Annotated in this window: 11 protein-coding genes; 3 read left to right on the top strand and 8 right to left on the bottom strand. The window is 73.1% G+C overall.

Features of this window, described 5'->3' with window-relative positions; genetic code table 11:
• Window positions 1–6 precede the first annotated feature (6 nt).
• Entirely contained in the window at window positions 7–393 is a 387-nt protein-coding gene (locus tag ABTZ99_RS12460; protein ID WP_499610925.1) for a hypothetical protein, read from the top strand.
• Here the strand turns inward: ABTZ99_RS12460 and proB are convergent.
• From proB to ABTZ99_RS12430, 6 genes are all read right to left on the bottom strand, one after another.
• Window positions 390–1,520: a glutamate 5-kinase gene (proB, locus tag ABTZ99_RS12455; RefSeq protein ID WP_498778335.1), complete on the bottom strand. Its 1,131-nt coding sequence runs from the start codon at window positions 1,518–1,520 to the stop codon at window positions 390–392. The genes ABTZ99_RS12460 and proB overlap by 4 nt on opposite strands.
• Window positions 1,517–2,974: a GTPase ObgE gene (gene obgE, locus ABTZ99_RS12450; RefSeq protein WP_499610922.1), complete on the bottom strand. Its 1,458-nt coding sequence runs from the start codon at window positions 2,972–2,974 to the stop codon at window positions 1,517–1,519. Before obgE ends, proB begins: the two co-directional genes overlap by 4 nt.
• A gap of 97 nt (window positions 2,975–3,071) precedes the next feature.
• Window positions 3,072–3,335 (bottom strand): 50S ribosomal protein L27, encoded by a 264-nt coding sequence (rpmA, locus tag ABTZ99_RS12445; protein WP_498778333.1) that lies wholly within the window; start codon window positions 3,333–3,335, stop codon window positions 3,072–3,074.
• A gap of 14 nt (window positions 3,336–3,349) precedes the next feature.
• Entirely contained in the window at window positions 3,350–3,664 is a 315-nt protein-coding gene (rplU, locus tag ABTZ99_RS12440) for a 50S ribosomal protein L21 (RefSeq protein WP_053722830.1), read from the bottom strand.
• A 226-nt stretch (window positions 3,665–3,890) separates the two neighbouring features.
• Window positions 3,891–6,863 carry a translation initiation factor IF-2 N-terminal domain-containing protein gene (locus ABTZ99_RS12435; RefSeq protein ID WP_499610918.1) on the bottom strand — a complete coding sequence of 991 codons (2,973 nt, stop codon included), beginning with the start codon at window positions 6,861–6,863 and terminating at the stop codon, window positions 3,891–3,893.
• A gap of 190 nt (window positions 6,864–7,053) precedes the next feature.
• Window positions 7,054–7,785, bottom strand: coding sequence for a TIGR03936 family radical SAM-associated protein (locus tag ABTZ99_RS12430; RefSeq protein WP_498778331.1), 732 nt, complete (start codon window positions 7,783–7,785; stop codon window positions 7,054–7,056).
• 259 nt (window positions 7,786–8,044) lie between these two features.
• Between ABTZ99_RS12430 and ABTZ99_RS12425 the strand changes: the two genes are divergently transcribed.
• Entirely contained in the window at window positions 8,045–9,526 is a 1,482-nt protein-coding gene (locus ABTZ99_RS12425; RefSeq protein WP_498778330.1) for a S8 family peptidase, read from the top strand.
• A 1-nt stretch (window position 9,527) separates the two neighbouring features.
• On the opposite strand, the gene ABTZ99_RS12420 is transcribed toward ABTZ99_RS12425, so the two are convergent.
• Together ABTZ99_RS12420 and ABTZ99_RS12415 are read right to left on the bottom strand one after the other, a co-directional pair.
• Window positions 9,528–12,224 carry a LuxR C-terminal-related transcriptional regulator gene (locus ABTZ99_RS12420; RefSeq protein ID WP_499610915.1) on the bottom strand — a complete coding sequence of 899 codons (2,697 nt, stop codon included), beginning with the start codon at window positions 12,222–12,224 and terminating at the stop codon, window positions 9,528–9,530.
• 259 nt (window positions 12,225–12,483) lie between these two features.
• A complete protein-coding gene (locus tag ABTZ99_RS12415; protein ID WP_498778328.1) occupies window positions 12,484–12,993 on the bottom strand; it encodes a sigma-70 family RNA polymerase sigma factor in 510 nt (169 codons plus the stop codon).
• A 232-nt stretch (window positions 12,994–13,225) separates the two neighbouring features.
• Here ABTZ99_RS12415 and ABTZ99_RS12410 point away from each other — a divergent pair, with 232 nt between their 5' ends.
• Window positions 13,226–14,047 (top strand): ferredoxin, encoded by an 822-nt coding sequence (locus ABTZ99_RS12410; protein ID WP_499610912.1) that lies wholly within the window; start codon window positions 13,226–13,228, stop codon window positions 14,045–14,047.
• Window positions 14,048–14,062: the final 15 nt, after the last annotated feature.

Below are 14,062 nucleotides of genomic sequence, written 5' to 3'. Positions count from 1 at the left end.
GTCGACGTGCTCAGGAGCAAGTGGATCACCGGCCCGGAGGCGGCCTTCGCGGGACCGGTGCTCGTCAGCGTCACCGAGTTCACGCTCGCCGACCTCCGCCGCACGCCGGGCGCCTACCGGGCGGGCTTCACGCTCAGCCGCGAGTGGCCTCGCTTGAGGGGCGCGGTCGGCCTGTGGCTGTGGGCCGAACCGCTGCGCAAGCGCCTCGGCTCGGTGTCGGTGTGGCGCGATCGCGCGGGCATGCGCGGCTTCGTCGGCCTGCCCGCCCACGTCGCGATCATGCGGAAGTACCGGGATCTCGGCGTCACCCGCGGCACCACCTGGCACACCGACGACGTCGACCCGCACGTGATCTGGCGGGCGGCCGGCCGGTGGCTGGGTGACGGCGGCTAGGCCCGCAACGGCACCAGGTCGTCGGCGTGCACGACCTCGCGGCGCTGCTCGGCCGGGAGGTCGCTGGTCTTGCGGCCGATCAACGAGGGCAGCTCGGTGGCGTCGAACCCGACCACCCCGCGTGCCACCACGTGCCCGGACAGGTCGACCAGCTCGACCACGTCACCGGCCTCGAACGCACCTTCCACGCCGGTGATGCCCGCCGCCAGCAGCGAACGCCGGCGGCCGACGACCGCGGCCACCGCGCCGTCGTCCAGCACCAGCCTGCCGGTCGCGTCGGCCGCGTGCCCGAGCCAGAAGCGGCGGGCGGACAGCCTCGGGCCGGTCACCGCGAACGCCGTGCCGACGTCCGCCGTGCTCAACGCCCGGTACGCGTCCGCCGCACCCGCCAGCAGCACGGGGATGCCCGCCGACGCCGCCAGCCTGGCCGCCGCCAGCTTCGACGCCATGCCGCCGGTGCCCAGCCCCGACGCGCCGACCGAACCCGCCCGCACACCGTCCACGTCGGACGCGCCGGCCACCTCGGTGACGCGTCGCGCGCCCGGCTGCCGGGGATCGCCGTCGTAGAGCGCGTCGACGTCGGAGAGCAGGAACAACGCGTCCGCGCCGACCAGGTGCGCCACCAGGGCGGCCAACCGGTCGTTGTCGCCGAACCGGATCTCCTCGGTGGCCACCGTGTCGTTCTCGTTCACGACCGGCACCGCGCCCAAGGCCAGCAGCCGGGAGAACGTGCGCTGCGCGTTGCGGTAGTGCGACCGCCGCACGACGTCGTCCGCGGTGAGCAGCACCTGCCCGACGGTCAACGAGAACCGCCCGAACGAGTTCGCGTACGCGTGCGCCAACGCCAACTGGCCGACGCTCGCCGCCGCCTGCTGCGTGGCCAGGTCACGGGGCCGCCGCGTCACGCCCAACGGCGCGAGGCCGGCCGCGATCGCGCCCGACGACACCAGCACCACCTGGCTGCCCGCCGCGCACCGCGCCGCGACCGCGTCCACCACAGCGTCCAACCGCGCCCGGTCGAGCCCGCCCGCGGCGGTGGTCAACGACGACGACCCGACCTTCACCACGACCCGGGACGCCGCGGACACCGCCTGCCGGGCCTGCGACGCCGCCACCGATCCGATCACTCGTCGTCGTCCTCGTCGAACTCGTCGTACTCGCCGGGGATGCGACGGGCCTTCTTCGCCGCCAACCGCTCGGACGCGCCGACGCGGTTGCTGGCCTCCAGCCGCGCGTCCGTGCCGCGGCCGCTCATGGTCATGGCGATGCCCGACGGCGTCGTCGGCTCCCAGTCGAACACCAGGTCGCCGATGGTGACCTGGCAGCCCGGCTCGGCGCCCTTCTTGACCAGCGCGTCCTCGACGCCGAGGCGCGCGAGCCGGTCGGCGAGGTAGCCGACGGCCTCGTCGTTGTTGAAGTCGGTCTGCCGGATCCACCGCTCGGGCCGCTCGCCGCGCACGATGAAGCCGCCCTCGGTCAGCGGGTCCTCCACCACGGTGAAGCCCTGGTCGTCCACGGCCCTGGGCCGCAGCACGATCCGCGTCGACTCCTGCTTCGGCTTCGCCGACCGGTACTCCTCGACCACGCGCGCCAACGCGAACGTCAGCTCGCGCAGGCCCTCGCGGCTCGCCGTGGACACCTCGAACACGGGCAGGCCGCGTGCCTCGATGTCCGGGCGCACCAGCTCGGCCAGCTCGCGGGCCTCGGGGACGTCGATCTTGTTCAGCACCACGACGCGCGGCCGTTCGGCCAGGTCGTCGGCCAGGGAGGGGGTGTACTTCGCCAGCTCCTCCTCCAGCGCGTCGATGTCCGACAGCGGGTCGCGGTCCGCCTCGTAGGTCGCGCAGTCCACGACGTGCACCAGCACCGCGCAGCGCTCGATGTGCCGGAGGAAGTCCAGGCCGAGGCCCTTGCCCTCGGACGCGCCGGGGATCAGGCCGGGCACGTCCGCCATGGTGAAGATGGTCTCGCCGCCGGTGATCACGCCCAGGTTCGGCACCAGCGTGGTGAACGGGTAGTCGGCGATCTTCGGCTTGGCCGCGGACAGCACCGAGATCAGCGAGGACTTGCCCGCCGACGGGAAGCCGAGCAGGCCGACGTCCGCGACGGACTTCAGCTCGAGCACGAGGTCGTGCTGCTCCCCCGGCTCGCCCAGCAGGGCGAACCCGGGCGCCTTGCGGGCCTTGGACGCCAGCGAGGCGTTGCCGAGGCCGCCGCGGCCGCCCTGGGCCGCGATCAGCCGGGTGCCTTCGCCGACGAGGTCCGCGACCACCTCGCCGTCGGGCGTCATGACGACCGTGCCATCGGGCACGCGCAGTTCGAGGTCCGCGCCGTGCGCGCCGTCGCGGTTGCCGCCCTGGCCGCCCTTGCCGCTGCCGGCGGCGGCGTTGGGGCGGAAGTGGAAGTCGAGGAGCGTGTGGACCTGCGAGTCCACGACCAGCACGACGTCGCCGCCCTTGCCGCCGTTGCCGCCGTCGGGGCCACCGAGCGGCTTGAACTTCTCGCGGTGCACGGACGCGACCCCGTTGCCCCCGTCACCTGCGGCGACGTGGATGACGACCCGGTCGACGAAGCGGGACACGGGGGACTTCCTTTCCTAAAGAAGCAACGAGGGGCGGGAGCCGGAATGCACCGGTCCCGCCCCTCGTCGGAGGTCGTTCCGTCGTCGCCCGAGGCGCTTAAGCAGCAGCCTCGACCGGGACGATGTTCACGGTCTTGCGACCGCGCTTGGTGCCGAACTCGACCGCACCGGCCGACAGCGCGAACAGCGTGTCGTCCTTGCCGCGGCCGACGTTGACGCCGGGGTGGAACTTGGTGCCGCGCTGGCGGATCAGGATCTCACCGGCCTTGACGACCTGACCACCGAACCGCTTGACGCCGAGGTACTGGGCGTTGGAGTCACGGCCGTTGCGGGAGCTGGAGGCGCCCTTCTTGTGTGCCATGGCTAGTCAGATCCTCACTTACCGGTGATGCCGGTGACCTCGACGCGGGTCAGCTTCTGGCGGTGACCCTGGCGCTTGTGGTAGCCGGTCTTGTTCTTGAACTTGTGGATGCGGATCTTGGGGCCCTTGGTCTGCTCGACGACCTTGCCGGTCACCGAGAACTTCGCCAGGGCGTCCGCCGCGGAGGTGACGTCATCGCCGTCCACAACGAGGAGCGGCGCCGCGAAGGTGATCTCGGTGTCCGGCTCGCCTTCGAGCTTCTCGACCTCGATGACGTCGCCGACAGCCACCTTGTACTGCTTGCCGCCGGTCTTGACGATCGCGTACATCGGGACGGAAGTCTCCTGCTACTCGACGGGACGGGATCGCGCGCGCCTCGGCTGCACTGATAACGAGCGAGCTGGGCTTCACGCGACAGGGCCCACCGGACGGCGGGCCGCGTATCAGGTTACGTGGCGGTGGACGGCGTGGTCAAACCGGGGTGGGCGTACCGACCTGGAAACGCCGGAACCGCTGCTCAGACGGGCTGCGCAGCGGTTCCGGCGAGGCGTCGGGTCAGCTCTCCTTGACCCCGTCCAGCGGCGGCCCGGCGGGCCGGGAGGCGGCACGGCGGGCCGTGCGGCGACGCGTGGTCACCGCGGGCGCGTTCGGCTCGACGTGGCCGTTGACCGCCTGCTCGGCGACCGGGGCCGGAGTCGAGTCGCTCGGCCGGGTGACCGGCGGGACCTCCACCGGCGCCACCGCGACGGGCGGGGTGACGGGCTCGGGCACCATGGCGGGCTTGGTCACCCGCCGGCGGGTCCGCCCCGTCTTGACGGGCGCCTCGACCGGCGCCGACGGGGTCTCGACCGCGGCGACCGGCGCCGACGGCGTCTCGACGTCCAGCTCCGGCTCGGGCTCGGCAGCGGCCTCGGCGGGCTCGGCGACCGGCTCCTCGACGGGCACCTCGGCCACCGCCTCGACCGGGGGCTCCACCGGGGCGGGCTCGGCGGGCGGGGCCGCCTGGGCGGGCTCGGAGACCGGCTCCGCGACCGCCGTGTCCGCGCCCGCGGCAGGGCTCGTCGGCGTGGCGGCGAACTCGTCGCCGTGCTTGACGACCGCACCGGCCTCGCGGCGGGCCCGGCGGCGTTGGCGGCGGTCGCGCTTCGGGGTTTCCGGCGCGGCCTCCTCCTCCACCACGGCGGACACGGGCTCGACCGACGCCGGCTGCTCCGCGATCGCCTCGGGCTCCTCGGTCGGCTCCACGGTCTGCTCGGCCACGGGCTCCGGGGTCTCCGCGTGCTTGGCGCGGCGCGACTTGCGGCCACCGCCCTGCTGCTGCGACGGCTGCTGCTGCTGCTGTTGCTGCTGGCCACCGCCGCCGTTGCCGTGCGCGTGCATCGACTCGGTCGTCACGACCAGGCCGCGCCCGCGGCAGTGCTCGCAGGTCGTCGAGAACGCCTCCAGCAGGCCGGTGCCGACCCGCTTGCGCGTCATCTGCACCAGGCCCAGCGACGTCACCTCCGCCACCTGGTGGCGGGTGCGGTCACGGCCGAGGCACTCGGTCAGCCGGCGCAGCACCAGGTCGCGGTTCGACTCCAGCACCATGTCGATGAAGTCGATCACGATGATGCCGCCGATGTCGCGCAACCTGAGCTGGCGGACGATCTCCTCGGCCGCCTCCAGGTTGTTCCGGGTCACCGTCTCCTCGAGGTTTCCACCCGATCCGGTGAACTTGCCGGTGTTGACGTCGATGACCGTCATCGCCTCGGTGCGGTCGATGACCAGGTAGCCGCCCGAGGGCAGCCAGACCTTGCGGTCCAGCGCCTTGAGCAGCTGCTCGTCGATGCGGTACTCGGTGAACGCGTCGCTGGTGCCCACGTGCTTGCGCAGCCGTTCCTGGAGGTCGGGCGCGACGTGCCGCACGTAGCCGTCGATGGTCTCCCACGCGTCCGAGCCCTGGACGACGAGCGCGGCGAAGTCCTCGGTGAACAGGTCGCGCACGACCTTCACCAGCAGGTCCGGCTCTTCGTACAGCAGCTGCGGGGCCTGGGCCTTGGGCGTGTCGGCCTTGTCCTTGATGACCTGCCACTGCGCCTGCAGGCGGGTGACGTCGCGGGCCAGCTCCTCCTCGGCGATGCCCTCCGAGGCGGTGCGGATGATGACGCCCGCGTCCTCGGGGACGACGCGCTTGAGGATGTCCTTGAGGCGCTTGCGCTCGTTGTCGGGCAGCTTGCGGCTGATGCCGGTCGCGCCACCGCCGGGCACGTACACCAGGAAGCGGCCGGGCAGGCTGATCTGGGTGGTCAGCCGGGCGCCCTTGTGGCCGACCGGGTCCTTGGTGACCTGCACCAGCACGCTGTCGCCGGTCGAGAGGGCCTGCTCGATCTTGCGGGCCTTGCCCTCGAGGCCGGCCGCGTCCCAGTCGACCTCGCCCGCGTACAGCACCGCGTTGCGGCCGCGGCCGATGTCGATGAACGCCGCCTCCATCGAGGGCAGCACGTTCTGCACCCGGCCGAGGTAGACGTTGCCGACCAGCGAGCCGGTGCCCGACGAGGTCACGAAGTGCTCGACCAGGACGCCGTCCTCCAGCACGCCGATCTGCGTGCGGTCGCCGCGCTCGCGCACCACCATCGTGCGCTCCACGGCCTCGCGGCGAGCCAGGAACTCGGCCTCGGACAGCACGGGGGCACGGCGGCGACCGGCCTCGCGGCCGTCACGGCGGCGCTGGCGCTTGGCCTCGAGCCGGGTCGACCCGCGGACGCTGCGCACCTCGTTCTGCGCGGCCTCGGAGTCGGCCTTGTCGTCACGGGCGTCGCGGCTGGGCTCGCGGACGTGGACGACCGTGTTCGGCGGGTCGTCCTCGCTCGGCGCGGCCTCTTCGTCGGCGCCGGTCTTGCGGCGACGGCGACGCCGACGGCGGCGGCTGCCGGGGCCCTCGTCCTCGGCCGACGCCTCGTCGGCGGTCTCGGCCTCGGCTTCGACCGCCTCGGCCTGCTCCTCGCCGTTCTCGTCGTCGCCGTTCTCGTCGCCGACGCCCTTGCCGCGACCGCGGCCACGGCGGCCACGACGGCGGCGGCGGCGGCCTTCGCCCTCGTCGCCGGCGTCGTCGGCGGCTGCGTGCTCGTCGGTGTCTTCCTCGGTCTCGTCGAGGTCCTCGTCCCGACTGACCGGGGCTTCCTTGACCACCGGGGTCGGCGGCAGGAACACCGCGGACGGCGGCGCGAACAGCGGCACCAGCGGCGCGACCTCGCGGGCCACCCGCACCGGTTCCTCGGTCTGCTCGTCCACCTCCCCGGTGACGATGTCGTCCCAGTTCAGGAGGCTCTCGGCGACCTTGAGCGCGAGATCGCGGCTCACGCTGGACTGCGCGCCCTTCACCGTCTCACCGAGGTCGGCGAGGGCGGCCACCACGTCCTTGCTGCTCGCGCCGAGCAGCTTGGCCAGCGCGTGCACCCGCAGCTTGGCGGGCAGGTCCGCCAGATCCGGGTGTCCGGGTGTGGCGTTACCCCCGCCGGCGGCGCCGGCAGGCTTTTCCGTGTTCGACAATGCAGCTCCTCCGCCCCCGGGCGCGTCCCAACCGACGCGGCCGCGCAGGGGCCTCTCTTGTCCACTCACCGCCGCGGCTGGCGGCGGGAATCCTTGCCTCGCGCTGTGGCGCGCACCCGTGGGGCACGCGGCACAGCAGGTCCTATAACACTTTCGACGACGCCGTCAGCGCCGCTCCGACACCACCCGGTCAGACCTCCGCCGCCCTGTCCAGGGCAAGCGGGTCGACCAGGCCGCCTTCATCGTCCAGCCGCCCCTGCGCCATCCGGGTCGCCTTCGCGGGGACCGGCGGAACCAGGTCGGCGACGACTCGGAGCGCACTCAGCACGTCGTCGGGCCTCACGGTAGGGGTTGTCTGCCGTACGACCGTCATGAGTATCCCACACGGCTGTGACAAATCTCGTGCATCGTGTCCGGCGTCGCTCGAATGCGCCTCGACCTCGGCCGACACGATCGCCGGCCGCACGTCCACGATCTTCTTCCCGTCCTTGGTCAGCCGCTCGACCTCGACGGATGCCGAGCCCATCAGCGCGGTCACGGCTTCGGTCAGCTCTTCGGGCGACACGCCGGGCAGCTCGACCCGCCACGCGCTGGCCTCGATCCGCTCGGGCAGCGTGCCGCCGGCGGACTGGACGACCTCCAGCACGTCCAACCCGGGCGGCAGCACGGCGTCCAAGGCGGTCCGCAGCGCCTCCGGGTCGACCTGGTCGACGACGGACACCTCGACGTACTCGGCCTCGCTCGCCACGCCCGTGGGCGCCGCGCCGACCCATGACACCTTCGGGTGAGGGCTGAAGCCCTGGGAATAGGCCATGGGGACGCCTGCCCGACGCAGCGCGCGCTCGAACGTGCGCGCGATGTCACGGTGTGACGTGAACCGCAGCCGACCGCGTTTGGCGTAGCGCAGTCGGAGCTTCTGCACAGGTGCGGCCGACGGGTTGGGCTGCTGCTGGCGGCTCAGTGCTACTCCCCTTGGGTGCCGGGTGGCCCGCGACGGGGTGAGCACCCCGACGGTCCACGCTCCTACTCCACGAGGACGGTACCTTGGACCTGTTCGGCACCGTTGCGCTTGTCTGCTCCGCCCGGTCTGGCTACGGTCCGGCACCAGCACTCCGATCGACGGTTCGCCCTGACGTCGGCTCGACGGCTCCCCCGTCACCGGTCCAGCCTGGAGGTCCCCCGTGCCTCTGCACCGCCGCGCCCAAGCGGTCGCGGTCAGCGCGGCGCTGCTCGCGTCCGGCTGCTTCTCGGTGACCGCGGCCGCGGCCGAGCCCGAGACGCGGGCCGCCGCGGTCGACTGCGTCCAGCCCGGTCCGACGCTGCGCTACCTGGTCGTGTTCGCCCCCGGCACCAGCGCGCCGCTGGCCGACGCCCAGATCACCGCCGCGTGCGGCACGACCGCCCACTACTACCCGCAGATCGCGGTGGCCGTGGCCGTCTCGCCGGACCCCCGGTTCGGGCGGCACATCGGCCCCGACCGGGCGTACAGCGCGCAGGCCGACGGCCTGTCGAAGCGCAACGGCGCACCCGCCAGGCAGAAGAAGAAGGACGACGAGACGGCCGGAGCGCGCGCCGCGGGCGGCACGGCGGACCGCACGGCCGAGCAGTGGGACATGGACCTGATCCGGGCGGCCGAGGCGCACGCGGTGAGCACGGGCAGCCGGGACGTGGTGGTGGGCGTGCTCGACTCGGGCATCGACCCGACGCACCCCGACCTGGTCGGCGCGCTGGACCCGGCGCTGTCCGCCGGCTGCACGACCGGCGTGGCGGACCCGTCACCCGCCGCGTGGGCGCCGACGACGTCCGGGCACGGCACGCACGTCGCGGGCACGGTCGCGGCGGCCGACGACGGCCTCGGCACGACGGGGGTGGCGCCGGGCGTGCGGATCGCATCGGTGAAGGTCGTGGACGACGCCGGGTTCATCTACCCCGAGTACGCGGTGTGCGGGTTCATGTGGGCCGCCGAACGGGGCATGACCATCACCAACAACAGCTACTTCATCGACCCGTGGGTGTTCACCTGCCAGGACGAGCAGGGCCAGTCCGTGGTCTACGAGGCGGTGCGGCGGGCGGTGGACCACGCGTCCGGCCGCGGCGTGCTGACGGTGGCGGCGGCGGGCAACGCGGCGGCCGACCTGACCAAGCCGGGCCGGGACGTCCTGAGCCCGACCAACGCCGCGCCGGAGGACGTCAAGCCGCGGCCGGTGGACAACACGTGCCTGGTGCTGCCGGCGCAGCTGCGCAACGTGGTGGCGGTGTCGTCGGTGGGCGCGGACAAGGTGAAGGCCGGGTACAGCTCCTACGGGCTCGGCGCGGTGGACGTGACCGCGCCCGGCGGCGACCGCAGGCAGGCGCCGGACGACGGGCAGGGCGGGTGCGTGCTGTCGACCGTGCCGGCCGCCGGGTACGACTACTCGTGCGGCACGTCGATGGCCGCGCCGCACGTGTCCGGGGTGGCGGCGCTCCTCGCGTCCTCGCACCCCGGCGCCACCCCGCTGGACCTGTCGAAGATGCTCAACGCGCAGGCGGAGACGGTGCCGTGCCCGCCGGACTACGACCTCAACGGCACGGGCGTGCAGGACGCGTTCTGCACGGGCCACTCGGAGTACAACGGCTTCTACGGCCACGGCATGGTCGACGCGCTCGCCGCCGTGCGGGAGTAGGTCAGGCGGAGTACTGGTCCTGGTGGCGGCGCAACGCGCCGGCCAGGTCCGCGCGACCGGCGATGCCGAGCTTGCGGTAGGCGCCGGACAGGTGCAGCTCGACCGTCCGACGGGTGAGGAACAGGGCTTCGGCGATCTGCCGGTTGGTCAGGCCCTGCGCGGCCATGCCGGCGACGCGGGTCTCCTGCTTCGTCAGCCCGTGCGCGGTGCCGTGCGCGGTGGCCGGCTCGCACGCGCGCAGCTCCGCCGCGGCACGGCGGATCAGCGGCTTGGACTCGCACCGGGCGCTGAGCTCGACGGCCAGCCGCAGGTGCGGGATGGCGCGTTCGGCCTGGCCGCGGCGGCGCAGTCGGGCGCCCAGTTCGAGCAACGCCTCGGCGTGCAGCAGCCGGGCGACCGATCCTGTCAGGTAGTCCACCGCCTTGAGCAACGCCCGGGTGGCGGCTTCGTCGTCGGTGGTGAGCCCGACCGAGACCAGCGCGGCGCCCATGGCCCGGGGCGTGCCCCAGCGCTTGGCGCGGGCGAGGTCCTCGGCGGCCAGCCGGGCGGCGGCCTCACGTCGTCCCAGCGCCAGGTGCGCCCGCACGGCCGAGGACCGCCACGGCAGGACCGCCGGACTGTCTACTTTGGACGCGGTGAGCCTCCGGCCGCACTCGAGCAGGTCCGCGAGCGCCCCGGCCGGGTCGTCGGTGGCGAGCTTGAGCCTGCCCCGCGCGAACAGCGTCACGTTGTGCTGGAACAGCTCGGGCAGCTCGTCGGCGAAACCGTGGCGCGCCAGCAGGTCCCGGGCCTCGTCGAACCGGCCGAGGTCGACCAGCACCTCCGCCAGCCTGGCCGCGCACAGGATCGCCATGGGGCACACCGCGACCGCGCCCAGCTCGTCGAACAGCCGCAGCTGCCACTTGAGGAACGTCTTGGCGCGCACCAGGTCACCGCGGGCGAGGAAGTCCATGCCGTGCGCCATCGACACGACGGTGCCCTTGCGCAGGTGGTAGTCGTGCGGCTCGGCCTCGCTGCCGATCATGCGGCGGAACCGCTCGGACAGGTCGGGCGCGTCGGCCATGAAGCACGTGCTGACGGTGAACACGAACGGCTGGACGAACACGTCGACCCGGTCGCCTGCCAACGCCTCGGCCGCGTGCCGGACGGCGTCCTCGGCCGACTCGCCGCGCAACGCGTGCCCGAGCGACAGCAACGCGGAGTGGACCTGCCGCAGCCTCGGCGAGCGCGGCACCTCCGATTCCAGCTCGTCGGTGAACGTGCTGGCGCGCAACGCGAGGCCGACGTTGTTGCCCGCGCTGGCCAGGTAGGCGAGGACCCGCAGCTCCCACGACTCGTCGTGCTCCTGCGACGTGAGGCGGGACACCAGTTGCAGGCCGATGGACACCGCCAGCCGGGCTTCCGGTCCGCTGCACAGCCGCAGCAGCATGGTGACGGCCTGCCCGGCGGCGGAGCGGGCGTCGTCGGCGTGCGCCAGCGCGTCCCGGAGCCGGTCCATGCCCGCGGCCGGGTCGACCAGGAACGTGATGTGCACGAGTTCGAGCTGCACGGCGAGCCGTTCGTCGGAGGACAGGCGTTCCTCCAGCGCTCGCTCCAGGTAGTCCTGCGCGGCGTCCAGGCGGTCGTCGTAGGTCGCCTCCCGTGCCGCGCGGCGCAGGATCTCCACACCCCACGGGAGCGGCACAGCGCGCGCTCCGCGCAGGTGTTCGGCGATCCGCCGATCGGGCGCGCCCTCGTCCCTCAGCAGCACGGCGGCGCGCGCGTGGTCGGCGGCCCTGGTGGCGACCGGCAGATCGGCCAGCACGGCGTTGCGCAGGTACGCGTGGGCGAAGCCGAGGACGTGGTCGTCGCGGAACACGCACAGCCGCACCAGGCCGTCGATGAGCCGCAGCGCGCGCCGGGGTTCGACGTCCGCCATCGCGGCCAGCCGGCCCACGGTCGCGTCCTCCCCCAGCACGGCCGCCGCGCGCACCACCTCCGACGCGCCCTCGTAACGACCCAGCCGCACCCGCAGCGCCGCGCCGATCTTCGCCGAGCCGAGCGCGTGCACGTCGGCCGCCGTGGCGCCGGGCCGCAACTGCCCGGCCAACGCCCGCAGCAGCTTGGGGTTGCCCCTGGTCACCTCGCGGCAGGCCGCCGCGGGCGCGTCACCGACCAGCGCGGCGACCGCCGGCACGTCCAGGCCGGTCAGCTCGACGTGCTCGTGGTGCGCGGCCACCAGTTCGGGCAGCGTCACCTCGCCGACCGGCGACTGGCCCGTGGTGGCGGCCAGCAGGACCGCCAACGGCCGGTCGGCGACCCGGCGCAGCACGAACGCCAGGCAGCGCAGGGACCAGCTGTCGGACAGGTCGACGTCGTCCACGGCCAGCAGCAGCGGCCCGCGGCCGAGCGCGGCCAGGACCACGCGGTGGAACCAGTCCAGCGGCTCGGCCGGGCCGTCGTGCAGGCCCTGCGCCAGCCTGGTGATCACGCCGCCGCGCAGGTCGCTCTCCAGCCGTGCCCCGGTCGCGGTCGCCACCGTGAAGCCGAGGTCGCGCGCGTCGTCGGCGATGGCGCGCAGCAGGGCCGACTTGCCGATGCCGATCTCACCGGTGACCAGCAGGCTCGTGGTCCGGCCGGCGAGCACGTCCCGCAGCGCCGAGCGGGCGGCGCGCAGTTCGCGGTCCCGGCCGGGCACGGTCGGGTTCGATGCCGTCACCGGAGAGCTCCGATCTGCTGCGGCGCAGCCGGGGCGGTGGATCGCCGACCACCACGGTAGGACGCCTGTCCAGTCCCTTCGGTACCGAAGGATCGCGATGGCGGTCGCGGAATTTCCTTCGGTGCCCTCCGTAGAGACGCGACGCCGGACGTCGAGAAGAATCGAGTCCCAACTTCCCGCGAGCCGATTCGGCGGCCTCGCGAAGAATGCGCGCGCCGTGCTCGTCGAATTTCTTCCGGTCGACCGGTGACGACCTTTCTCAGTGCCACTCCCGCAACGCCCGGCGGAGGATCTTCATCGCGGTGTAGACCCGCGACTTCACGGTGCCCTCCGGTATGCCGAGCACCACCGCCGCCTCACGCACCGTGCGACCGCGCACGTAGGTCTCGTAGATCGCGGCGCGGTGCTCCTCGCCCAGCCTGCCGATCACGTCGTTGAGCACCATGACGGACAGCCGCTGCTCGGTCTGATCCGGCACCTCGACGGTGTCCGGGCTGGTCAGCTCCACCTCGCGGGGTCTGGCCCGCCTCGTGCGCCACCCGTCGATGACGATCCTCCCGGCCACGGTGAGCAGCCAGCCGCGCAGCATCCGCGGGTCGCGGACCAGCGTCTCGGCGTTCTGCCACGCACGGATCAACGTCTCCTGGACCACGTCCTCGGCCCACTGCCGATCACGGTTGGTCAGGCCGAGCACGTGGGCGTACAACCCACCTTTGAACTGCTCGTACAGCGTGGTGACGAGTTCTTCACCGGACCGCTCGCCACCCATTCCGACACTGCCCGCTGAATTCATGGGCAATCGACCTCCCGGAGTTCACGCGCGGCGGGGCGAATGAGACTTCCGCGAAGGTACTACAACTCGGGATCACCGCCGGAGTCACCGGAGATCTATCATGTGATGTAGATCACATGTCTTGATTGAACCTTCAGTGAACCGTCGCACCCGACGTTCGTAGTTCCTCTTCAGAGGGTGTACCACGCCATTAACAGGGGGTGTGCACGTGGTGCTCGCGGTCTCGGGACACGACGTCGGGGTGTGGGAGGTCGCCGCGCTGTCCGGTCGGCTGGCGTACGTGGCGATGTGCCTGGCCGCGTGCTGGGGCGTGCTCACCGCCACCGGCTGGGTCCGCCGGATCACCGGCCGGGCCGCGTTGCGCGCCACGCACCAGGTGCTGGCGACGTTCGCGGTGGTCCTGGCCGTGTCGCACGCGGTGTCGTTCCTGTTGCTGGACAACGGCTCCCTGGCGGCCTACCAGCTGCTCGTGCCGCTCGTCGGCGGCGGCGAGGTGCGGCACGCGCTCGGCGTGGTCGGGCTGGAGCTCATGCTGGCCGCGTCGGTGACGGCCGCGTTGCAGCGCACGGTGTTCTACCGCGACTGGCTGCGCGTGCACCGGCTCGCGTACGTGGGCGTGTGGCTCGGCGCGATGCACGCGTGGCTGGGAGCTTCGGCGAGCGGGCACGTCGCCGTGGTGTGGCTGGGTGGCATAACCGTGCTGATGCCCGCGGTCACGCTGACCGTGCTGCGGTTCCTGCCGCCGCGGGTGCTGGTGCGGATCGGTGTGGTCGAGGCCGATCCGCCGCCACCGCCACCGCCACCGGTCCGGGACGAGCCCGCCGGTGTCCGGGTCGCGGTCGACCACGGGCGGTGCCGGCACTACGCGTTGTGCCAGGCGCAGGCGCCGGGCGTGTTCCGGGTGCTGGACGACGGGCGGCTGCGCTACGCGCGCAACCCGGACGCCGACCAGGCGCCGCAGGTGCGTGCGGCGGCGCGCGTGTGCCCGATGCGCGCGATCCGGGTCGACGCAGCCGAAGCCCACCCGTGAACTGCCTGCCCGTGA

The sequence above is a fragment of the Actinosynnema sp. NPDC002837 genome, from assembly GCF_040295345.1.
Lineage (GTDB): Bacteria > Actinomycetota > Actinomycetes > Mycobacteriales > Pseudonocardiaceae > Actinosynnema.
The sequence above is the reverse complement of the archived record's forward strand: the minus strand, read 5'-3'. Positions and strand labels throughout refer to the sequence as shown.

Excerpts from the sequence above, each read along its gene's own strand:
- rpmA (WP_498778333.1), bottom strand. The coding sequence starts at position 3,335 with ATGGCACACAAGAAGGGCGCCTCCAGCTCCCGCAACGGCCGTGACTCC.
- rplU (WP_053722830.1), bottom strand. The coding sequence starts at position 3,664 with ATGTACGCGATCGTCAAGACCGGCGGCAAGCAGTACAAGGTGGCTGTC.
- ABTZ99_RS12415 (WP_498778328.1), bottom strand. The coding sequence starts at position 12,993 with ATGGGTGGCGAGCGGTCCGGTGAAGAACTCGTCACCACGCTGTACGAG.